This window comes from Moorena sp. SIO4E2 (assembly GCF_010671945.1).
GTDB lineage: Bacteria > Cyanobacteriota > Cyanobacteriia > Cyanobacteriales > Coleofasciculaceae > Moorena > Moorena producens.
In genome coordinates this window covers 1-19,462 of record NZ_JAAHIE010000027.1, presented here as the reverse complement: position 1 = coordinate 19,462, position 19,462 = coordinate 1, and the positions used below count along the sequence as shown (strand labels likewise).

21 protein-coding genes and 1 pseudogene are annotated in these 19,462 nt (G+C 41.8%); 18 read left to right on the top strand and 4 right to left on the bottom strand.

Annotated features, from left to right (window positions below; all coding sequences use genetic code 11):
• Positions 1-4 precede the first annotated feature (4 nt).
• Both dnaE and F6K37_RS05605 read left to right on the top strand, forming a co-directional pair.
• Entirely contained in the window at positions 5-3,841 is a 3,837-nt protein-coding gene (gene dnaE, locus F6K37_RS05610; RefSeq protein ID WP_287248766.1) for a DNA polymerase III subunit alpha, read from the top strand.
• Between the two features lie 435 nt (positions 3,842-4,276).
• Positions 4,277-4,930, top strand: coding sequence for a hypothetical protein (locus F6K37_RS05605; protein ID WP_008188846.1), 654 nt, complete (start codon positions 4,277-4,279; stop codon positions 4,928-4,930).
• A gap of 153 nt (positions 4,931-5,083) precedes the next feature.
• On the opposite strand, the gene F6K37_RS05600 is transcribed toward F6K37_RS05605, so the two are convergent.
• Positions 5,084-5,251 (bottom strand): hypothetical protein, encoded by a 168-nt coding sequence (locus F6K37_RS05600; protein WP_008188845.1) that lies wholly within the window; start codon positions 5,249-5,251, stop codon positions 5,084-5,086.
• 29 nt (positions 5,252-5,280) lie between these two features.
• Here F6K37_RS05600 and F6K37_RS05595 point away from each other — a divergent pair, with 29 nt between their 5' ends.
• Complete coding sequence (locus F6K37_RS05595) at positions 5,281-5,448, top strand: hypothetical protein (RefSeq protein WP_154659932.1); 168 nt, start codon at positions 5,281-5,283, stop codon at positions 5,446-5,448.
• Here the strand turns inward: F6K37_RS05595 and F6K37_RS05590 are convergent, their stop codons facing one another.
• Positions 5,449-5,619 carry a hemolysin-type calcium-binding repeat protein gene (locus F6K37_RS05590; RefSeq protein WP_008188843.1) on the bottom strand — a complete coding sequence of 57 codons (171 nt, stop codon included), beginning with the start codon at positions 5,617-5,619 and terminating at the stop codon, positions 5,449-5,451.
• Between the two features lie 272 nt (positions 5,620-5,891).
• On the opposite strand from F6K37_RS05590, the gene F6K37_RS05580 reads away from it, so the two are divergent.
• Positions 5,892-6,473, top strand: coding sequence for a DUF1997 domain-containing protein (locus F6K37_RS05580; RefSeq protein WP_008188841.1), 582 nt, complete (start codon positions 5,892-5,894; stop codon positions 6,471-6,473).
• Positions 6,474-6,501: 28 nt separating this feature from the next.
• Positions 6,502-6,741, top strand: a complete 240-nt coding sequence (locus F6K37_RS05575; protein ID WP_161603194.1) for a hypothetical protein — start codon at positions 6,502-6,504, stop codon at positions 6,739-6,741.
• Here the strand turns inward: F6K37_RS05575 and tnpA are convergent.
• A pseudogene (tnpA, locus tag F6K37_RS05570) lies at positions 6,738-7,134 on the bottom strand (IS200/IS605 family transposase). The gene F6K37_RS05575 and the pseudogene tnpA overlap by 4 nt on opposite strands.
• 58 nt (positions 7,135-7,192) lie before the next feature.
• On the opposite strand from tnpA, the gene F6K37_RS05565 reads away from it, so the two are divergent.
• The 4 genes from F6K37_RS05565 (at position 7,193) to F6K37_RS05550 (ending at position 10,168) form a co-directional block, all read left to right on the top strand.
• Positions 7,193-8,380 carry an RNA-guided endonuclease InsQ/TnpB family protein gene (locus F6K37_RS05565; RefSeq protein WP_287248758.1) on the top strand — a complete coding sequence of 396 codons (1,188 nt, stop codon included), beginning with the start codon at positions 7,193-7,195 and terminating at the stop codon, positions 8,378-8,380.
• A gap of 44 nt (positions 8,381-8,424) precedes the next feature.
• Positions 8,425-9,414: a Gfo/Idh/MocA family protein gene (locus F6K37_RS05560; protein ID WP_008188835.1), complete on the top strand. Its 990-nt coding sequence runs from the start codon at positions 8,425-8,427 to the stop codon at positions 9,412-9,414.
• A 31-nt stretch (positions 9,415-9,445) separates the two neighbouring features.
• On the top strand, positions 9,446-9,673 hold the full coding sequence (locus F6K37_RS05555; RefSeq protein WP_131827076.1) for a hypothetical protein: 228 nt from the start codon (positions 9,446-9,448) through the stop codon (positions 9,671-9,673).
• Between the two features lie 291 nt (positions 9,674-9,964).
• On the top strand, positions 9,965-10,168 hold the full coding sequence (locus F6K37_RS05550; protein WP_044495006.1) for a hypothetical protein: 204 nt from the start codon (positions 9,965-9,967) through the stop codon (positions 10,166-10,168).
• Here the strand turns inward: F6K37_RS05550 and F6K37_RS05545 are convergent.
• Positions 10,163-11,380, bottom strand: a complete 1,218-nt coding sequence (locus F6K37_RS05545; RefSeq protein WP_287248753.1) for a GDSL-type esterase/lipase family protein — start codon at positions 11,378-11,380, stop codon at positions 10,163-10,165. The two genes, F6K37_RS05550 and F6K37_RS05545, sit on opposite strands and share 6 nt — an antisense overlap.
• A gap of 582 nt (positions 11,381-11,962) precedes the next feature.
• Between F6K37_RS05545 and F6K37_RS05540 the strand changes: the two genes are divergently transcribed.
• The 9 genes from F6K37_RS05540 to F6K37_RS05500 all read left to right on the top strand — a co-directional run.
• Complete coding sequence (locus F6K37_RS05540) at positions 11,963-12,448, top strand: GNAT family N-acetyltransferase (protein ID WP_287248751.1); 486 nt, start codon at positions 11,963-11,965, stop codon at positions 12,446-12,448.
• Positions 12,449-12,505: 57 nt separating this feature from the next.
• Positions 12,506-13,663, top strand: coding sequence for an aromatic ring-hydroxylating oxygenase subunit alpha (locus F6K37_RS05535; RefSeq protein WP_287248749.1), 1,158 nt, complete (start codon positions 12,506-12,508; stop codon positions 13,661-13,663).
• Between the two features lie 157 nt (positions 13,664-13,820).
• On the top strand, positions 13,821-14,687 hold the full coding sequence (locus tag F6K37_RS05530) for a phytanoyl-CoA dioxygenase family protein (protein ID WP_287248747.1): 867 nt from the start codon (positions 13,821-13,823) through the stop codon (positions 14,685-14,687).
• 64 nt (positions 14,688-14,751) lie between these two features.
• Positions 14,752-15,951: a saccharopine dehydrogenase family protein gene (locus F6K37_RS05525; protein WP_008188821.1), complete on the top strand. Its 1,200-nt coding sequence runs from the start codon at positions 14,752-14,754 to the stop codon at positions 15,949-15,951.
• 8 nt (positions 15,952-15,959) lie between these two features.
• Positions 15,960-17,099, top strand: a complete 1,140-nt coding sequence (nspC, locus tag F6K37_RS05520; protein WP_287248743.1) for a carboxynorspermidine decarboxylase — start codon at positions 15,960-15,962, stop codon at positions 17,097-17,099.
• A gap of 119 nt (positions 17,100-17,218) precedes the next feature.
• Positions 17,219-17,578 (top strand): arginase family protein, encoded by a 360-nt coding sequence (locus F6K37_RS05515; protein ID WP_287248741.1) that lies wholly within the window; start codon positions 17,219-17,221, stop codon positions 17,576-17,578.
• Positions 17,541-18,002 carry an arginase family protein gene (locus F6K37_RS05510; protein ID WP_287248782.1) on the top strand — a complete coding sequence of 154 codons (462 nt, stop codon included), beginning with the start codon at positions 17,541-17,543 and terminating at the stop codon, positions 18,000-18,002. The genes F6K37_RS05515 and F6K37_RS05510 overlap by 38 nt, the downstream gene beginning before the upstream one ends.
• A 49-nt stretch (positions 18,003-18,051) precedes the next feature.
• Positions 18,052-18,837 (top strand): Sir2 family NAD-dependent protein deacetylase, encoded by a 786-nt coding sequence (locus F6K37_RS05505; protein WP_287248739.1) that lies wholly within the window; start codon positions 18,052-18,054, stop codon positions 18,835-18,837.
• A 133-nt stretch (positions 18,838-18,970) separates the two neighbouring features.
• Positions 18,971-19,462: gamma-butyrobetaine hydroxylase-like domain-containing protein (locus F6K37_RS05500; RefSeq protein ID WP_287248737.1), on the top strand; the 492-nt coding region annotated here is incomplete at its 3' end.

Sequence of the window (19,462 nt, the reverse complement as noted above, 5' to 3'; positions counted from 1 at the left end):
AACTATGTCTTTTGTTGGTCTACACATTCACAGTGATTATAGCCTACTGGATGGAGCATCTCAGCTACCAGCACTGATCGATCGAGCTGTTGATTTGGGAATGCCTGCGATCGCACTGACAGATCATGGTGTGATGTATGGTGCTATTGAACTGATTAAAGTTTGCCTAAAAAAGGGCATTAAGCCGATAATCGGTAACGAAATGTATGTGATAAACGGGGATATTGAGGTCAATAAGCGTTACCGAAAATATCATCAAGTTGTCTTAGCAAAAGATACCCAAGGCTACAAAAACTTAGTAAAACTAACAACTATTTCTCACCTCAAAGGGATGCCAGGTAAAGGTATTTTTGCTCGTCCCTGTATCAATAAAGAATTACTGGAGCAATATCACGAAGGGTTAATTGTAACCAGTGCTTGTTTGGGGGGCGAAGTTCCCCAAGCTATCCTAAAAGGTGACTTAGATCAAGCCCGTAAAGTAGCTAAGTGGTACCAAGATGTTTTTGGGGATGATTACTATTTAGAGATTCAAGACCACGGCTCTGTAGAAGACAGAGTGGTTAATGTTGCGATTGTCAAGATTGCCAGTGAATTAGGAATTAAAATTGTTGCGACTAATGACTCCCACTTTATCTCCTGCTATGACGTAGAAGCCCATGACGCTTTGCTGTGTATTCAAACCGCTAAACTGGTTACAGAAGAGAAACGGATGCGCTATAGTGGCACGGAGTATCTCAAGTCAGCAGAGGAAATGAAACGGCTGTTTCGAGATCATTTACCGTCGCAGGTGATAGAGGATGCGATCGCAAATACCTTAGAAGTGGCCGATAAAGTCAAGCACTACAATATTATGGGGGAACCTCGCATCCCACACTACAAGGTATCCAAGGATTATACCCCTGACACCTATTTAGAAGAAATTACCTGGAACGGACTGATGAAGCGGCTAAAGTGTCGCTCTCGTAGTGAAATTGATCCAGTGTATAAAGCCCGGCTGGAGTATGAGTTAAAAATGCTCCAGCAGATGGGGTTTTCTACCTACTTTTTAGTGGTTTGGGACTACATCAAATATGCCAGAGACAATGATATTCCCGTTGGTCCGGGTCGTGGTTCAGCAGCAGGCTCTCTAGTGGCTTATGCCCTAGAAATTACCAACATTGATCCTGTACATCATGGGCTACTGTTCGAGCGCTTTCTAAATCCAGAGCGGAAATCCATGCCAGATATTGACACAGATTTCTGCATTGAAAGACGGGATGAGGTGATTAAATATGTCACCAATCTCTATGGTGAAGACCGAGTAGCCCAGATTATTACATTTAACCGCATGACCTCTAAAGCGGTATTAAAAGATGTAGCGAGAGTGTTAGGAATTGCCTACCAAGAATCGAATCGTATGGCTAAGATGATTCCAGTGGCGCGAGGTAAGCCAGCCAAACTCTCAGTCATGATTTCTGATCAGACACCAACACCAGAGTTTAAAGAAGCTTACGATCAAGATCCGGAAGTGCGTCGTTGGGTGGATATGGCGATTCGGATTGAAGGGACAAATAAAACCTTTGGTGTCCATGCTGCTGGTGTGGTTATTTCAGCAGACCCCTTAGATGAAATTGTGCCATTACAACTGAATAATGATGGTGCAGTGATCACCCAGTATTTTATGGAAGACCTGGAATCTCTGGGACTCCTGAAAATGGATTTTTTAGGACTAAAGAACTTAACCACTATTCAGAAAACCAAAGAGTTAGTTAAAAAGACTCAAAATATTGAACTCGATTTAGATGATATTCCCCTAGAGGAAATTAAATCTAGGAAAATTTTAGCCAAGGGTGAACAGAAGAAAAAACCCCCAGGTGTTCAAGAAACTTACGAGCTCCTAGAGAAAGGCCAGTTAGAAGGAGTATTCCAATTAGAATCTTCCGGAATGCGTCAGGTGGTGCGAGACCTGAAACCTGACAGTATTGAAGATATATCTTCAATTTTAGCTCTTTATCGCCCTGGTCCTCTGGATGCTGGTCTGATTCCTCAGTTTATTAATCGTAAACATGGTCGAGAAAAAGTAGAGTATCAACATCCTCTATTAGAGCCTATTTTACAGGAGACTTATGGAATTCTATGTTTACCGAAAGGTACCTTAATTGATAAGCCCGATGGTTCTTATGTGCCCATTGAAGAAATTAAATCTGGCGACCTAGTATTAACCTCTGATGGTAAACGAGTTTGGCCAGCAAGGGTAGCCAAGCAATGGCGCAGTGGTGTTAAAGACATTCTGAAAATTACCCTATCTAGTGGTACAGTCATCTATTCCAGTAAAAACCATCGCTTTCTAACACCAGATGGAGACAAATTTGCCTATGAGCTGAAACCAGTAAACCCGGTTGTTAATAATGCTCATAGTTTGGGTTCTGAAGTTTATGAAAAATATCCCGGAGCGAGCAACAGTTTAGACCCGGTGGTGCGTTACGGGACGCGCTGTTCCAAAGCTGACTACGAGGCGGAAAATCAGGGCGAGCCCGTCCCTAACGCACCCTACGGAAGTCTACAGGCAACGCTACCCAGACCGAAAGAGTCACAGTACAAGACTTGGGATGTTCGGATAGTTTATGTTACCGCTGTAGAAGAGAGTGGGCAACAAGAGTGTTTTGATCTACAAATGGAGGAACAATCTTCCCCATACTTTCTGGCTCATGGCGTAGTAGTTCATAACTGCTTTCAGGAAAGCATCATGCGGATGGCCCAGGATTTGGCCGGTTATTCTCTAGGTCAAGCGGATTTACTGAGGCGATGTTTGAGTGGATCAACTGAGATAGTGGATCCAGCAACCGGTCGTTTAGTTTCTCTGAAGGAGATTGCTTCTAAATCTAGTTACTGGTTGGGACGAAAGGTTTTTTCCCTGGATTTAAAGACCCAAAAAATTACCCAACGACCAATTGTCGAAATTCATCCTAATGGGATTCGTGATGTTTGGGAGATTACTACCAAAACTAACCGCAACATTCGCGCAACGGATGATCATCTTTTCTACACCAGTCTAGGATGGAAGCCTCTGAAAGAGTTTACCATAGGAAGCCCGATCGGTTTAGCGAAAACATTACCAATTCCCTACAGTCGTGAACTGTCGAATAGTAAAGTTAAGGTAACTGCTGAGATCATTGGTGATGGAGATTTTTCTATAAAACCTCTAGCTTCTAGCTATCCAACTCTGAAAGGGGAAAATTTACCTAGGGCTTTTCAGAATCAAGCCTTGATGGGGATTACTGACTCAGATATTTTCTGGGATGAGATTGTTGAGCTGAAGTATCTTGGCCAAGAGGATGTTTTTGATTTAAGTATTGCTGAAACTCATAACTTTCTTGCCAATGACTTTATTGCTCACAATTGCATGGGTAAGAAGAAAGTGGCTGAGATGCAGAAGCATCGGGAGATTTTTATCGATGGTTCAACCAAAAATGGCGTGACTCAAGACATAGCTGAGGAGTTATTTGACCAAATGATTAAATTTGCCGAATATTGTCTCAGCTATGATACGGAGATTATCACAGTAGAGTATGGTCCAATAGCGATTGGTGAGATTGTCGAAAAAGGTATCCCATGTACTGTCTATAGCGTTGATAGTAATGGCTATGTCTATACCCAACCTATTGCTCAGTGGCATAACCGGGGAGAGCAAGAGGTGTTTGAATATACTCTAGAAGATGGCTCAGTGATTCGAGCTACAAAAGATCATAAGTTTATGACCATTGATGGTCAAATGCTGGGGATTGATGAGATATTTGAGGGAGGGTTGGAGTTGAAACAGTTAGCAGAATTGCCTTTAGGGTTAATTGAGCAAGCTAGTTAATTTTTATGTATTTTTGTTAAGTTAATAACCGCATAATAACGCTTTCAGATATTAAGAAATAATTCGCCAACAGCATCTTGACCTCAACCCAACCCGGATTTTGTATAATTTATGCATAAGAGGTTGTCTGAGAAGTCTCATTTGCTACATCCAAGCCCCCTAAATCCCCCAATTTTGGGGGACTTTTAGCAGCAAATATTCTTGTTCCCGCCATAATTGGGGGGCTAGGGCGTGTTTTCAAAGTTTTCGGCAAGATTATGATCCCCCCCAGCCCCCCTTAAAAAAGGGGGGAGCCATACTCAAAGTCCCCCTTTTTTAAGGGGGATTTAGGGGGATCTCCGAGTTTGAAGACACGCCCTAGGGGGGCAAAATTCAGTATAAAAAAACTTTTCAGATATCCTCTAAATGTCACAAACTAAACATTAAGAGATAAAAATGCTTAAATTAGTTAATAATGGATGGAATATCAATTTTTTTTTGATGGCTACATCCTTACTCACACTTTTATCTTCTCAACCTGCCTTTGCTAATCAGGCATGTTCTACTGTTGATTTTAATGGTTCGGCTGCCAAGCTTCGTTATAGGAATGTACAAGGTGATGCAAGTAGCAGGACAATTTCCCAATCTAATTCAGTTAGAGGTTGGAGTTATAAAGGTCGTCTAGCTAGTTACGTTATATTCAACGGTAGTAAATCAGTTGTCATTGTAGAGGAATTTAATCCAGACACAGGACAATTCGGTCGTAAACTAGCGACTATTAATATTTCAAATAGTGATAGCATTCGCGGATGGGATTGGGATGAGGAAAAAGGAATAGCCTCATTTTTATTAGTAAATAGCTCAGGTACTTTCGTAGCTGTAGAAAAGTTTGGTCTATCAGGATTCGGTTCTCGAATAGCAACAGTAAAACTTTCTAATAGCGCTTTAAGTAAATTGGGTTCTTCTTGGACATGGGATGGTACCTTGGCTGAATACACTTTAAATGGTAGAACTAAAGTCGAATATTTTGATGGTGATTCTTGGGGTTCTCAACTTCCTAACAAGAGCTCATTTGTTGGGAATAATATAGTTGGAAGAAGTTGTTACTAAGAATGTAAACATTCAGCTTATGCGCAATGCGCATTGGCGCACGCTACGCGAACGGCGCACCCTAGGCGAAAGGGAACAGCCTGCATAGGTAAGCATTCGTTTAATCTCTATTACAGAAAGCTGATGGCTGATAGCTGAATGCTTAGATAACTACTAACTATTAATACTTAAAATCACATCGTTACCGCCACCACCGAGAATATCATCACCATCTCTCTCATCTAAGTAGTCGGACAAAAGTAAAATTAACTGTTGAAATAGGGAGCTGGGAGCAGGGAGCTGGGAGCAGGGAGCAGACGGACTTTTGGCAACTTTACACAAGTTAATACAGCGATGCAGAGGTGCGACCCGTGGCGAATTTAATTACGGGTCAAACGCACCATTACGGTCTTGGGGAGGCAGCGCGGTCTTGGGGAGGCAGCGCGGTCTTGGGGGTTTCCCCCATGAGCGACTGCCGTGGTCTCCCCCATGAGCGCTTTGCATCAAGAAGTGAGGTTGATTTTTGTCCAGGTACTTAGCTAATTCTGATCTTCTGTTGTAGAGGAAGAAGAAATTCCAGTGGCGATAATATTAGCGTTGATAGTAATAGCTAATTGTCCGTAAAGACTATCATTGCCACTACCACCAATTAGTCTATCATCTCCACGTCCACCTGCGATCGCATCATTACCTGCATTGCCGTTAAGCAAATCGTTGCCATTTTTGCCATCAATTAGATCATTACCATCCCCACTGTTGAGGGTATCGTTACCATCCCCACCGGTCAGAGTATCAGTAACGGTTGAGGGAATGGAGAAAGGGGAAAAAGACGATTAGAAATCTATAGAAAAATCTCTAGAAAATAAAAAAAGTACTCTCTGGAGTAACATGCTCCGGTAAAATGAAAACTATAATACCAAAACTGAAGAATTGTAAAGTAATATTAAGTAAAGGCATACATCGATTGAGTGTTTTTTCCTCTATGACCACCCAGTTTTTTGCTTCCCAGCGTGTCGAAATGACTGTGCCACAGGAATCTGTGCCGATTCAGCACTACTTGCGTCAGCCGGAACGGATAGTTTATGCGATCGCAGACCTGAATCGCATCCAACAACTGACTCAGAAGCGTTTTCGCCTGAAAATGAATCCATTACACTTTATGTCCTTGACATTTCAGCCCACGGTAGATCTGGAAGTGTGGGCAGAATCTGACGCTACCGTTCATCTGAGGTCTGTCGGTTGTAAAATTCTGGGATTGGACTATATAAATCAACGGTTTGCCCTAGAATTAACCGGAAAACTGCATCCTTGGGACGATCAAGGAGTGACTAAGCTCACCGGCAGAGCGGATTTAACTGTCAAGGTTGATGTGCCCTTACCTTTTTCCCTTACTCCCAAGCCAATCTTAGAAACCACTGGCAATGGTTTGCTCAAAAGCGTTTTGGTCAGGATTAAGCAAACATTGATGCACCAGCTGTTGTTGGATTATCGTCAATGGGCTCGCAATGGCACCCAGACAAATATTTATAGTCAGCAGCAACCACCAGGAGCTCCCGCCACCTAATCTAGCCATCGGTGTGGGAGATGGGGAGATGGGGAGATGGGGAGATGGGGAGATGGAGAGATGGAGAGATGGGGAGATGGGGAGATGGGGAGATGGGAAGATGGGGCGGGGGCGCGGTAAGTGTCCTGGGAATTTTTGCCTAATTCCAACCTATTACCTATTACCTCTTGCCTCTTGCCTTTCCTCTTGCCTCTTGCCTCTTGCCTCTTGCCTTTCCTTAAGGGAATATGTTCACCAAAATAATGGGTTTGAAGCCCCGTCCTTCTAGGACGGCTTTTCTTGATTCTTGATATATTCTTTCAGTACGGCTATAGGGGCTCCTCCAACAGAAGAAGCATAATAGCTAGGACTCCACAAAGCTGTTTTGCCATTTGGCTTTAAAAACCCTTTCTGTCCATATCTGCGACTTGAAACCCCTTTAAGACTGTTAACCATCTGAGATATTGATAATTTTGGAGGGTATTCAATGAGTACATGAATGTGATCAGACTCTCCATTGAACTCTTTGATATTAAAATTTATTTTTTTTGCTACTTCTTTGAATGATTCCTCTATAGCTGTAAGGCAAGCGGCGCGTTAATATTTTTTGGCGGTACTTGGTGACACAGATTAAATGCATCGGCAAACTAGTCAAGCTGTGCCTTTCTTTCCGGAATCCCATTGTCAAAACTTTTAGATTACACTATAATCCTACGTACAGAGAAATTAGGAGAAAACATGTGAAAGCCAGGTACAAGTACCGATTCTACCCTACAGACCAACAAAAGAATGACCTAGCCAGGCTGTTTGGTTGCGTCCGGGTAGTTTGGAACGATGCTCTGGCTATATGTAAAAACTCAGACAAGGTATTAAAGTCAGGGGAATTACAAAAACTAGTAATAACTCAAGCTAAAAAGACTGAAGAAAGACAGTGGTTGTCTGAGGTTTCAGTAGTTCCTTTGCAACAATCTGTAGCAGACCTTGGGGTAGCTTTCAAGAACTTTTTTGATTCCTGGAAAGGTAAAAGAAAAGGAAATAAAGTTAATCCTCCAAGATTCAAGAAGAAGACTAGCAAACAAACAGCCAGGTTAACTCGCCGAGGATTTTCCATAAAGGGCGACAAGGTCTATCTAGCTAAAGTTGGAATAGTAAAACCAGTTTGGTCTAGAGACCTCCCTGATGACCCTAGTTCTGTGACTATCATTAAGGATTGTGTAAATAACTATTTTTTGAGTTTTGTGGTAGATATTGAGCCAGTTCAAATCAATGCTGATAACCAAAGTATTGGAATCGACCTAGGTATCAAGACTTTTGCTGCAATGAGCGATGGAAGTGAAGTTCAAAGTCCTGATTATTCAAAACTAGATCGCAAGCTAAGAAAAGCTCAAAAAAAGTTTGCCAAGCAGTCAAAAGGGTCAAATCGGAAAAACTTGACTCGACTAAGGATAGCTAAGATCCATAATGAAATAGCCAACAAAAGAAGCGACTTCTTACACAAACTGTCAAGCAAGGTGGTCAGCGAAAACCAAGTAATCGTCTTGGAAGATCTCAATGTGTCAGGGATGCTAAAGAACCGCAAAATATCTAGAGTAATAAGTCAACAAGGTTGGGCGGAATTTAGAACTCTGTGTGAAGCAAAATCAGAAAAATACGAAAGAGAATTTAGGGTTATTAGTCGTTGGGAACCAACTAGTCAAATCTGCTCAGATTGTGGTTTTAAATGGGGAAAATTAGATCTGTCTGTGCGCTCTGTACTTTGCGTGAGTTGCGGAGCTGAGCAAGATAGAGACATTAATGCGGCAAGAAACATAGAAAAGGTCGGCATGGGGCATCGGCACGACCATAAACGGACAAGGAGGGAAGGTAAGACTGCTTTTGTAGCGCGTCCCGATGATCTGTCAAGAATCACTGCCCTTCCAGGGCGGTGAGTATGTCAAAATCACCCTTAACCCTTAATCCTTGATATTTCCTTGTGACAAAAACTATTACTGATCTCCCCATTAAAGCTGGTATTGTTGGTACTGGGTTTGCGGCTAAGCTACGAGCTCAGACATTGCAAACGGATTCGCGATCGCATTTAGTGGCGGTCTGTGGTCATACCCCTGCCAAAACACAAGATTTTGCTGAAACCCACGGCACTACAGTGGTGGATTCCTGGCAGCAATTGGTAGAACACCCGGAGCTTGATCTAGTATTTATTAGCACGATTAATCGGGATCATGGCACAATTGCCCGTGCTGCCCTTAATGCCGGGAAACATGTTGTCACTGAATATCCCCTTTCCCTTGACCCCAAAGATGCCGAATCCCTGATTACCCTAGCCAACGCTAAGGGCAAGCTCCTCCATGTAGAACATATTGAGCTTTTAGGGGGCTTGCATCAAGCCTTGCGCCAATCTTTGCCCAAAATTGGTGAACCGGTTTATGCCCGTTACGTAACTATTGCGCCGAAACACCCTGCACCCCGGGGCTGGACATTCAATCTGGAACTATTTGGCTTTCCCTTCATTGCTGCTCTTTCTCGCATTCACCGCTTTACAGACTTGTTTGGTGAAGTCGCTTCTGTGTATTGTCAATCCCAATTTTGGGATGCTGCTGATCAGTACTTTACTGCTTGTCTATGTAATGCCCAACTGCGCTTTACTTGTGGTCTAATCGCAGATATTACCTATGGTAAAGGGGAAATGTTCTGGCAGAGGTTACGGAATTTTGAGGTGCATGGAAACCAAGGCACACTGCTGTTTGAGGGAGACCAAGGTAATCTGATTAAGGCAGAGGAAACCAAACCAATTGAAGTAGCAGGGCGACGGGGTTTGTTTCTTAAAGATACCGCTATGGTAATTGACCATCTAGTTAAAGGAACACCCCTGTATGTCTCGACCGTAGATAGTTGTTATACTCTCAAGGTTGCAGATGGATTACGTGAGTCCGCAGCTACAGGTCATGCGATCGCTTTAATTTAGTTTTAAGCTATCAGCTATCAGCTATCAGCTAATGCGCACACTAGTTGAGGTACTATCAGCTATCAGCTATCAGCTATCAGCTATCAGCTATCAGCTTTGGGCCTGTGGCGACGCTACTTTAGGTGCTTATGGGCTACGGGAAAGTCCCAGCGTCGTTCGCACAGCGTGGCCAAACGCGCACGCGTGGCCGAAAGGCCAAGGCCAAAGCCTGTGCCACGCTAAGCGAATGGCTCACGGCTGTTCGCGTAGCTTGAGCTAAAAGCTCACGGCTGACCGCTGAATGCTGACTGCTGAATGCTTACATTTATCATTTGGTAAAATTTATCGTCAACATTTTATACCATAAAATTGACAACGACGTTGTATAAATTACCTAAACTATATAAATCTTAACAAATATTTTAAACTTCATTACAAAATCAGATATGGCCTTGGCATACCATGATATGTTCTGTAACATACATCGAGTCGGGGTTCCTATGGGCTAATTAAACACGCAGCATCCCCGCTCTCGAACTACCTAATGGTAAAGTTAGACAAGGAGAACACTTTGGATTTGCATTCTACTCAACCCCACAATGATCATGGTTGTGAAGGCATTAGCGATTATGTCGCCGAGCTTCAGTTTCACATGGCACTCCACGCCCGAAAATTAGTTCCTAACCTCACTACAGCAGCAGATAGTAGAGAGCAACTATTGCAGCAAACCCAAGCTAATTGTGAGAAACTGGCCTCCCGACAATCCCGTTCATAGAGATGAAGCCCTAGCGCGATTTGCAGCAATCAACGATTCTGTATACTGTAGCGCCTCTTGCCAAACCTGATAGCCAAGAGGCGTTAAATGTATACCATCGGTTGTCAAGTTGTGCTCCATCTGACCTTTACTATCAGTAAACAACTTGTGAAGATTGAGATAGGCTGCTCCTTCTTGTTGAGCAATCTGAGCAATTTGTTTATTAAGATTACGAATGCGCTGATTAGAAATAGCAGTAGCTCGTGTCGGTAAAATCGACTGGATAATCAGTTGAGCTTGTGGGTGATTTTGCCGCAATTGACGGGTAATCTGGCGCAGATTGTTGACAATAACTTGATCGGTTTTCCCCTGACGCAAATCATTGATACCTGCCATCACATAAATTGTATCAGGACGAGTCTGGGAAAATGCCGATAATCGACTCAAAATTTGACTGGTATTCTCACCAGAAATCCCTTGATTGAGCCAAAGTTGATATTTAGGTAATCCCTGTGCGGGTAACCACAAACTTAGGGAATCTCCCACTACCATAGACAGACGATTGTTACCCTGTCCGTAGGCAACAGCTCTGGCTTCCTGTGCCAAGAGTTGTTTCCATTGCTGATAGGTAGGTTTGCTCAGAGGGACTCCTTTGTGATTTAACCCTTTTGCCCAAAAGGATGAGAAACTATGAGCAGGTAAGCGAGTATAAAGTTTGCCAGCTCTGAGGGCAGCTAATCGTTGATAATACAGTTCCTTTCCCGACTTTGGTGAAGGAGTCGTCGGTTGATAGTTGGGTAAACGTTGCTGATACTTTACACCAAGTTTCGCCCCCCTAGCCCCCCAACTTTGCGGTGCGACCCGTGGCGAATTTAATTCGCCAACGGAAAGCGCACCGGAGGGGGAAATTGAGTTAAAGTCCCCCAGAATTGGGGGATTTAGGGGGCTTGCAGCTAAAGGTAGTGAGGTCAATTCATCTGAAAACGGCTGTAACAATTTAGCAGGGCTACGTTTCTGCCATTGACTACTAAATTGAGGAGAGGAAGTTTTGACAGTGGTTTCTAAAGTAGGGACAATCTTGTGACTAACCCCAGCCTGCAATGCTTTATTAGCTGTTGACACTAACAGGGTTGAGAGGCTATCTGAGGGATTGGCAGGTAGGGGTGGTGGTGGTGGAGCAGACATTGCTCCGCCAGTGAGTAGACTTGTTGTTAACAGATATAGATTGCTCATAATGTGCCCACTTTCTTCTCTATACTCTTTTCACATCAAACAATCGAGGAAATCCGGACAACTTCACAGCCCTTGTAACGGTACTTAAACAAGTATGGAAGCAAAATATTTTATTATACCTTAGACCTATCCAAAGAAAAGTTTTTGATAAAATAAGAGTATATTATATAATTTTATGGGGCTCATGAACTCATGAACTATGAGCTGAACTTGGGATTAAATCTAAAAAAGTCCTAAACAAAGCAAACAATTGCGCTTGATTAAATTATGATCAACTATCTCAACTTATAGAACAAGCTAAGTTATTACATCGTCAACATCAAGAAAAAATTTACAATCAAAAAGTCCGGCTAATCCTGGGGGAGGTGCTTCACAAAAATTATTAATTGAAGCTGAGGGGGTGACAACCCAGCTAAAAGCCTTATGGCTTTAAAATTAGAGCAACTTGTGGTAAAAAAAGAACGGTCTCGATTGTTAACAAGACCGCTATGTTAAAAAATGTTACCTCAATACCAGACTAATTTTCAAAGTCGATTAAACGCCACTAAATTTCTAACCCTTCAAGTGGTATAAGTAGAAATTATGAATTACTCAATTGACATTCGTCCGGTCATACCTGATGATGTACCTATTCTATTCGAGCTAATCATGGCTCTGGCTGACCATGAAAAGCTCTCCCACAAGGTCACTGGCACATGTGAGCAACTTCATAAAAGTTTGTTTAGTTCTCATCCTGAGGCCGAGGCAATCCTTGCTTGTGCAGATGGTGTACCGACTGGATTCGCTCTTTACTTCTTCAATTTCTCTATTTATTTGATGAAACCCGGTCTATTTTTAGAAGCTCTGTTTGTTTTACCTAACTATCGTCGTCAGGGTATAGGAAGTCAAATTTTTGGCTATTTGGCAAAGATGGCACTTGATAAAGGCTGTGGGCGAGTTGAGTGGAGTGTGTTCAATTGTAATGAAAGTGCGATCGCATTCTACAAACAGCAAGGTGCAACCTTTCTCAACGACTGGCGGACTTGTCGCCTTGCTGGTGATGCCTTAGCGGAATTCTCTTCAACTTAAATAGAGTTTTTTCAAGTTTTAAGATTTTTCCATTTGACAGTTAATTAAACCTACCTAATGAGGGCAATCAATATGCTATCCCTTACTCACGATTTTTACTTTTCCGAAGAAATCTTTGCCTTAGAAAAGAAGCGTTGTCAATTTAAGGATATTTTTCTAGGACACAGTAGCTTTGTCAACGAATCTCAGAACTATTATGTGTTGCCACACACTAAGGACACAAAGGTTCTCATCCATGATGGAGAGAACATTCAGGTTCTGCCAAACATTTGTAAACATCGTTATGCAACCATGCTCAAAGACAAGGGACATTGTCGCAGCATTGTCTGTCCAGTGCATTCCTGGTCATATGATCTCAATGGGAAGATGTTGAGTTCGGCTAATATAGAATGCGATCATGCCCTACACTCTCTAGAAAAGGAATCCATCGATATTTATGATGGTTTTGTGTTTCCTAAAAACGATTCTGCCTTGAAAGGTGCTCTAGAAACTTCTAAAACATTTACAAATATTAACTTCGAGAAGCTAAGTTTATATGCCCATGATTGCTTCTTCGTTAAGGTAAATTGGAAAAGCTATATGGATACCTTTCTAGATAATTACCACTTAGAAGCATGTCATCCTAATTTTAAAACCTTTCTAGATTCAAGATATATTGAATCGATTTTCCGAGATGATTTTAGTGTTCAAGCGATACATCTTAGAGAAAAAATCCAAATAAAAACCTCTGCTCTGGGAGACTATATAGATTGCTATAACAAATATGTTGGTAAATTCCCAGAAGACTATGGTGCTGTCTGGCTTTGTATTTATCCTAATATTATTATTGAAATTTCTCAGTGCTTTGCCCTAGTTGCCGTTGTTATACCAGAAAGCATCGACACATGCTCAATTCACGAATATCGTCTGGTAGAAGAGCAGTTTTCTCAACATCAAGACTTTCTAAATGCATTTGACCAGTATATGTATGAAATAGAATATGAAGACCATGATCTGATGACCAAGATCCATCAGGGAAGGAAAGCACTTTACCAACAAGGTCAGCAACACTGTGGTCCTTATCATCCTACTAAAGAAGCAGGTCAAAAGCAGTTTCATGATTACATCCGTAGGATGATTCCTGTAAGCATAGATGGAAATATATTAGGCGATTTGGGAGCATCTAAAAAGACTGTCTCTCCCAGAATGGATGTGGTAAACCCGTCGTTAAAATGAGATACAATTTATTTGTCTTCGCAGAAGTTGTTGGGGAAAGGATAAAGGAACGCTATTATAGCGGATATCAATCCAATACTCATATTCCACAACAACTGATGGAAATCTGATTCAAAAATCTCAATCTCTAAAATAACAGTAGAAAATGGACTCTCAAATGATTGCATCGAAATTTGACACAGATGTACGGAACACTAATCCCTTAACTCAAGCACAACTCACTCAATATCACGAAGATGGATATCTTATTGTCCCTGGGTTATTTGATTTGGAGGAGGTTAGCTTAATCCGGGAAGTTTGCGATAAGGATCCCAATCTTTCTAATGCACTCAGAACTGTCATCAACCAAAAGGGTGAACCTTGGCGTGCTGCTGTTTGGAATGGTTTAAACGATAGTCTGGTTAGCGTAATGACTCGACTAGCTCGGATTGTCGATACTGCAGAACTTATCTTAGGCGAGGAGTGCTATCATTGGCACTCAAAAATTGTTCAAAAATCGCCCTATGATGATACCGTTATTGACTGGCATCAAGGTTACACCTATTGGTATGGTGACGGCTGTCTTTTCCCCAACATTTTAACTTGTACAGTAGCTATCACTGAGAATACTAAAGCCCATGGTTGCTTGCAAGTTATCAAAAAGTCGCACTTAATGGGTCGTATTAACCCTGTGTTGCGAGGTAATGGAGATGTATGCGATCCTCAGCGGATGGAAAAGATCATAGAAAGGCTAGAAATTGTCGATTGCGAAATGGCACCTGGTGATGCTATATTTTTCCATGCGAACACGATACATGGTTCTCAAGGAAATAAAACAGGTGATACTCGTATCCTCATGCATTGCCACTATAACGCTGTCTCCAACCAACCTGTTGAAGAAAAATCTCAAGAATCCCACCCCTACATCCCCCTAGAGAAACTTCCTGATTCTGCGATTAAGGATGGGCTTTACAAATCGGGATTTGAGGATCAGACTGGTAATTGGAATTGGTATACATCTGACTTTGGAGCTAACTCACAATAAGTTCTTCTTGTACTGGAGTTATAGCAATAGACACTTTTAAACATCTATTTAACATAGTACAGTTATGGCAAAAGTTTTGATTATTGGTGCAGGTGGAGTGGGTAATGTCGTCACTCAAAAATGCGCCCAGTTGAAAGATGTTTTCTCGGAAATTCTCTTAGCAAGTCGGACTAAAGAAAAATGCGATCGCATTGCTGCTACTATTACCCATCCATCTCTGCAAACAGCACAAGTTGATGCAGACAAAGTCGCTGAAATGATCGCTCTAATTAAGGATTTTCAGCCTGACATAGTTATTAACGTGGCTTTGCCATACCAAGACTTGCCAATTATGGATGCTTGTTTGGCAACAGGAGTAAATTATCTCGATACAGCTAACTACGAACCTCCTGATGAAGCCAAATTTGAGTATAAATGGCAGTGGGACTACCACGAAAGATATAAACAAGCTGGCATTATGGCTGTCCTTGGATGCGGATTCGATCCTGGAGTCACAGGAGTCTTTACCGCCTATGCCCTCAAGCACCACTTTGATGAGATTCACTATCTAGATATTGTAGATTGTAATGCAGGCGATCATGGTCATCCCTTTGCTACCAACTTTAATCCTGAGATTAACATCAGAGAGATTACTCAAAAAGGAAAATACTATGAAAACTCTAACTGGGTAGAAGTTGAACCCTTCTCAGTGCATCGCTCCATTAATTACCCTGAGATTGGAGCTAAAGAATCATACCTGTTGTATCATGAAGAGCTTGAGTCTTTAGTAAAACACATTCCCACCATTAAACGGGCTCGCTTCTGGATGACTTTTAGTGAAAGTTATCTGACACACCTGCAAGTCCTCCAGAATGTGGGATTGACTAGTATTGAACCGATTGAGTATGAAGGGCATCAAATCGTCCCCTTGCAATTCCTCAAAGCTGTTCTACCTGCACCATCTTCACTAGGTGAGAACTATGAAGGTCAAACATCTATTGGCTGCCATATTCGAGGAATAAAAGACGGAAAACCAAAAACCTACTATATCTACAATAACTGTGACCATGCAAAAGCTTATCAAGAAGTAGGGGCACAAGCTGTTGCTTATACAACAGGAGTACCTGCAATGCTTGGTGCAATGCTAGTCTTAACTGGCGAATGGCAAGGTGAGGGAGTCTTTAATGTGGAACAACTTAACCCTGATCCTTTTTTGGCAAAGCTGGGAACCTATGGTTTACCTTGGCATGAGTCAACTAACAACTCAGAAGAATTTGGGGATTAACAAGCAAGATGATTGATTATTCCCAAATCCCATCCCCCTGCTATGTGCTTGAGTCCGAAAAGCTGATTGAGAATCTTGAGTTAATTGACTCGGTTCAGAAAAAAGCAGGAATTACGATCATTCTTGCCTTGAAGGGGTTTGCGATGTTCAGTGCCTTTCCCATTGTCAAACAATACTTACAAGGTACTACTGCTAGCTCTCTGTTTGAAGCTAGACTAGGGCGAGAAGAGTTTGGTGGAGAGCTCCACCTTTACTTGCTTGCCTACCAGGAAAAAGAATTTCCAGAACTGATTCAAGGGGCAACACATATCTCGTTTAACTCCCTAAGCCAATGGGAGCGATTTAAAGAAAAAACTCTCTTGACCCAAGTATCACCGGGTCTGCGCATTAATCCAGAGTATTCTCCGGTGGAACCAGAGATCTATAATCCCTCGTCTCCCTTATCTCGTCTAGGAATACGCGCTGAAAAATTAGGTGATAAGTTACCGGAGGGCATTGAAGGGTTACATTGCCACAACTTATGTGAAAGCGACTCACAGGCTTTAGCACGTACTTTAGAGCAGATTGAAACCCTGTTTGGGCATCACCTTCCCCAGATCAAGTGGCTTAATTTAGGGGGAGGACATCTGATCACCTCTAAAAGCTATGATATCGAACACCTAATCGAAGTTTTGACCCGTTTTAAATCCCGTTATCCTCACTTGCATATTTATCTGGAGCCTGGATCGGCAGTGGCATGGGAAACTGGGGTACTCCGAGCAACAGTTCTTGATCTGATTGAAACTTCAAACCTGATTATTGCCATGCTGGACGTCTCATTTACCGCTCATATGCCTGATTGTTTGGAGATGCCTTATAAACCTCGCATTCGAGGTGCAAGAGATCCGCAACAGAAAGAGCCTAGATACCGGATGGGGGGTCTTACCTGCCTTGCAGGAGACTTTATGGGCATGGGAGATTACTACTTTGAAACGCCTTTGCAGCTTGGTGACACAATTGTTTTTGAAGATATGATTCACTATACAATGGTGAAGACTTCTATGTTTAATGGCATCAAACATCCAGCAATTGGCATTGTCCGCACTGATGGTACTTTTAACTTGGTTAGAGAATTTGGCTACGAAGATTATAAGAGTCGATTATCTTAGGCAAATTGCCATGGGAACTAACCAAAATCATGGGTTATACTAAATCCGCTTTTGAAAGTATCACTAGGTATAAATTATCCAATTTTTTGACTTGTGGCAAACTTGTGTAACTAAAACAAATGAATCAAGTCAGTTTTAATCCTAATGAGATTACTGTGCCCAATGGTTGCTTCTTTGGTTTTCCCTATTCGGTGGAAGAGGCTGCAATTGTTTTTTTACCTGTACCTTGGGATGTCACTACATCTTATCGAGAAGCTACAGTCAATGGTACCCAAGCAATTTTAGATGCTTCACTGCAGTTAGATTGGTACGACTTTGATCTACCCCAAGCTTGGCAAACTAAGTGCGGGACTATACCCATTAACTCAGATATTCAAGATAAAAATCGCGCCATGCGAGCTATTGCTAAGGAGATTATTGGAGATCTGGAAACAGGTGGTAATGTTGATGATGATGCGATCGCCAAACAGTCAGATTAGTCGTTTAGTTCAGGTTGGCATCCGAGATGTTTGTGAGGCAGAAATGGCAATGGTAAATAGTGATAGCCGAGTTGTCATGTTTGATGATTGGCAGCTCAAAGCCAATGCTTACGAAGGTATCACTTGGGCAGCTCAGTGCCATAAAATTATATCTAACTTACCTGATAAGCTATATATTAGCTTTGATATTGACGGCTTAAACCCCTCCTATTGTCCCGATACAGGCACTCCCGTACCAGGTGGCTTAGAGTTTAATGAAGCAATTTACTTGTTGCGATCGCTAGTTCAAACAGGCAAAACAATTATTGGTTTTGATTTGTGCGAGGTTGCGCCTGGTGATGTTGGAGATGAGTGGGATGGCAATGTAGGGGCTAGAGTTCTATACAAGCTTGCTTGTTTACAGGTTATGCCAATTAGTGGTTAACTCGAATCCAGAAATGTTCTAAACTTAGAATGGCGCTTTTTAGAAACTAATGGATGAGATCTTAAGTGTTGTTGCTGATTGCATTCTCAAGGCAGAGTCTATTCTTTTCATTGTTGGAGCGGGTTTATCTGCAGACTCTGGCTTACCTACATATCGTGGTGTTGGTGGACTTTTCGAGGGGATTCTCACTCAAGAAGGTGTACCAATCGAAGAAGCAATCAGTAAAAATATGTTACAAACTCGTCCCGAAGTAACGTGGAAATATCTGTGGCAAATTGGAGCAGCCTGTCATAAAGCAAAATTCAATCGTGCTCATGAGGTCATTGCACAAATCGAGTCTTGGAAACCAGGTACATGGGTATTGACGCAGAATATAGATGGTTTCGAGCGCGCAGCCGGAAGTAAAAACTTGATTCAAGTACATGGACAACTCTCCGAACTATTTTGTGTAAATTGTTCTTACAGGACAACTGCAGAAGAACTCCTAGCCGGATATAGTAAACCGATGGATTTACCACCAAAATGTCCAGCTTGCGAAGGATTAATTCGTCCGGATATTGAGTTATTTGGTGAACATCATATGAGTTCGTCGGAAGAAACTTTCAAGATCCTAGATAATGCTCCCATTGATATCATTTTTTTGATCGGCACCTCCAGAGACTACCAATACATTACTAAACCTTTGTATAAAGCTCGTAGGTTAAATGTGCCCATAGTAGAGATAAATCCTGCTGAGACCGTACTTTCAGAAATAGCTAATTACCACATTTTATCTACTGCTGCCGATACACTAGATAAATTGTGGAATATATGCGAAAAACAACTGGTAAGCTAACTCTTTGCAGGGGTGGGAGTAAATACCACTTTGCTTATCACTTCCTGGGAGTTTCAGTGAAGTCTAATGCTTCGATAATTAGCTTTTACGTCCTTTAGAAAATCCGATAATCTTTAAATTAGAAATTAAACTTATGCAAGAAGAAAATTTTATAACAGTTAATGGCAACCGTTTTCACTATATGTGGTTGCGAGATAACTGTCTATGTCCAGAATGTCGCGATCCTAATTCATTTCAGAAAATCTATGACATTAGTGAAGCTCAATCTCCCCCAAAACCTGTATCTGTAGTGGAGGAGGACGATAAATTAACTATTACTTGGCAAGAACAACCGATTCACCAAAGTGTTTTTCCCATTTCTTGGTTAATGGCTCATGTTAATGAACTCGATACTCCAGTGCAATCTTCAAGAAAGATTATCTTATGGAATAAAGCTGACTTACAAAAAGAACGAACGGTAAGACACGATTTTCACAATTGTGATTCTGATGTGTGGGTGAATCAGCTTTTTAGTTTGGGTTTTACAATACTAGAAAATATTCAATCGACAAAAGAATTAGAGTCTTTGGTTTGCTCTTTGGGACCGATTTATGAAACTTACTATGGAAGATTTATACCAGTAAAG

Bases quoted from the DNA above. Each gene is read 5' to 3' on its own strand.
- dnaE (WP_287248766.1), top strand. From the start codon at position 5: ATGTCTTTTGTTGGTCTACACATTCACAGTGATTATAGCCTACTGGAT.
- F6K37_RS05605 (WP_008188846.1), top strand. From the start codon at position 4,277: ATGCTTAAATTAGTTAATAATGGATGGAATATCAATTTTTTTTTGATG.
- F6K37_RS05580 (WP_008188841.1), top strand. From the start codon at position 5,892: ATGACCACCCAGTTTTTTGCTTCCCAGCGTGTCGAAATGACTGTGCCA.
- F6K37_RS05575 (WP_161603194.1), top strand. From the start codon at position 6,502: ATGGGGAGATGGGGAGATGGGGAGATGGAGAGATGGAGAGATGGGGAG.
- F6K37_RS05555 (WP_131827076.1), top strand. From the start codon at position 9,446: ATGCGCACACTAGTTGAGGTACTATCAGCTATCAGCTATCAGCTATCA.
- F6K37_RS05545 (WP_287248753.1), bottom strand. From the start codon at position 11,380: ATGAGCAATCTATATCTGTTAACAACAAGTCTACTCACTGGCGGAGCA.
- F6K37_RS05540 (WP_287248751.1), top strand. From the start codon at position 11,963: ATGAATTACTCAATTGACATTCGTCCGGTCATACCTGATGATGTACCT.
- F6K37_RS05535 (WP_287248749.1), top strand. From the start codon at position 12,506: ATGAGGGCAATCAATATGCTATCCCTTACTCACGATTTTTACTTTTCC.
- F6K37_RS05530 (WP_287248747.1), top strand. From the start codon at position 13,821: ATGATTGCATCGAAATTTGACACAGATGTACGGAACACTAATCCCTTA.
- F6K37_RS05525 (WP_008188821.1), top strand. From the start codon at position 14,752: ATGGCAAAAGTTTTGATTATTGGTGCAGGTGGAGTGGGTAATGTCGTC.
- nspC (WP_287248743.1), top strand. From the start codon at position 15,960: ATGATTGATTATTCCCAAATCCCATCCCCCTGCTATGTGCTTGAGTCC.
- F6K37_RS05515 (WP_287248741.1), top strand. From the start codon at position 17,219: ATGAATCAAGTCAGTTTTAATCCTAATGAGATTACTGTGCCCAATGGT.
- F6K37_RS05510 (WP_287248782.1), top strand. From the start codon at position 17,541: ATGTTGATGATGATGCGATCGCCAAACAGTCAGATTAGTCGTTTAGTT.
- F6K37_RS05505 (WP_287248739.1), top strand. From the start codon at position 18,052: ATGGATGAGATCTTAAGTGTTGTTGCTGATTGCATTCTCAAGGCAGAG.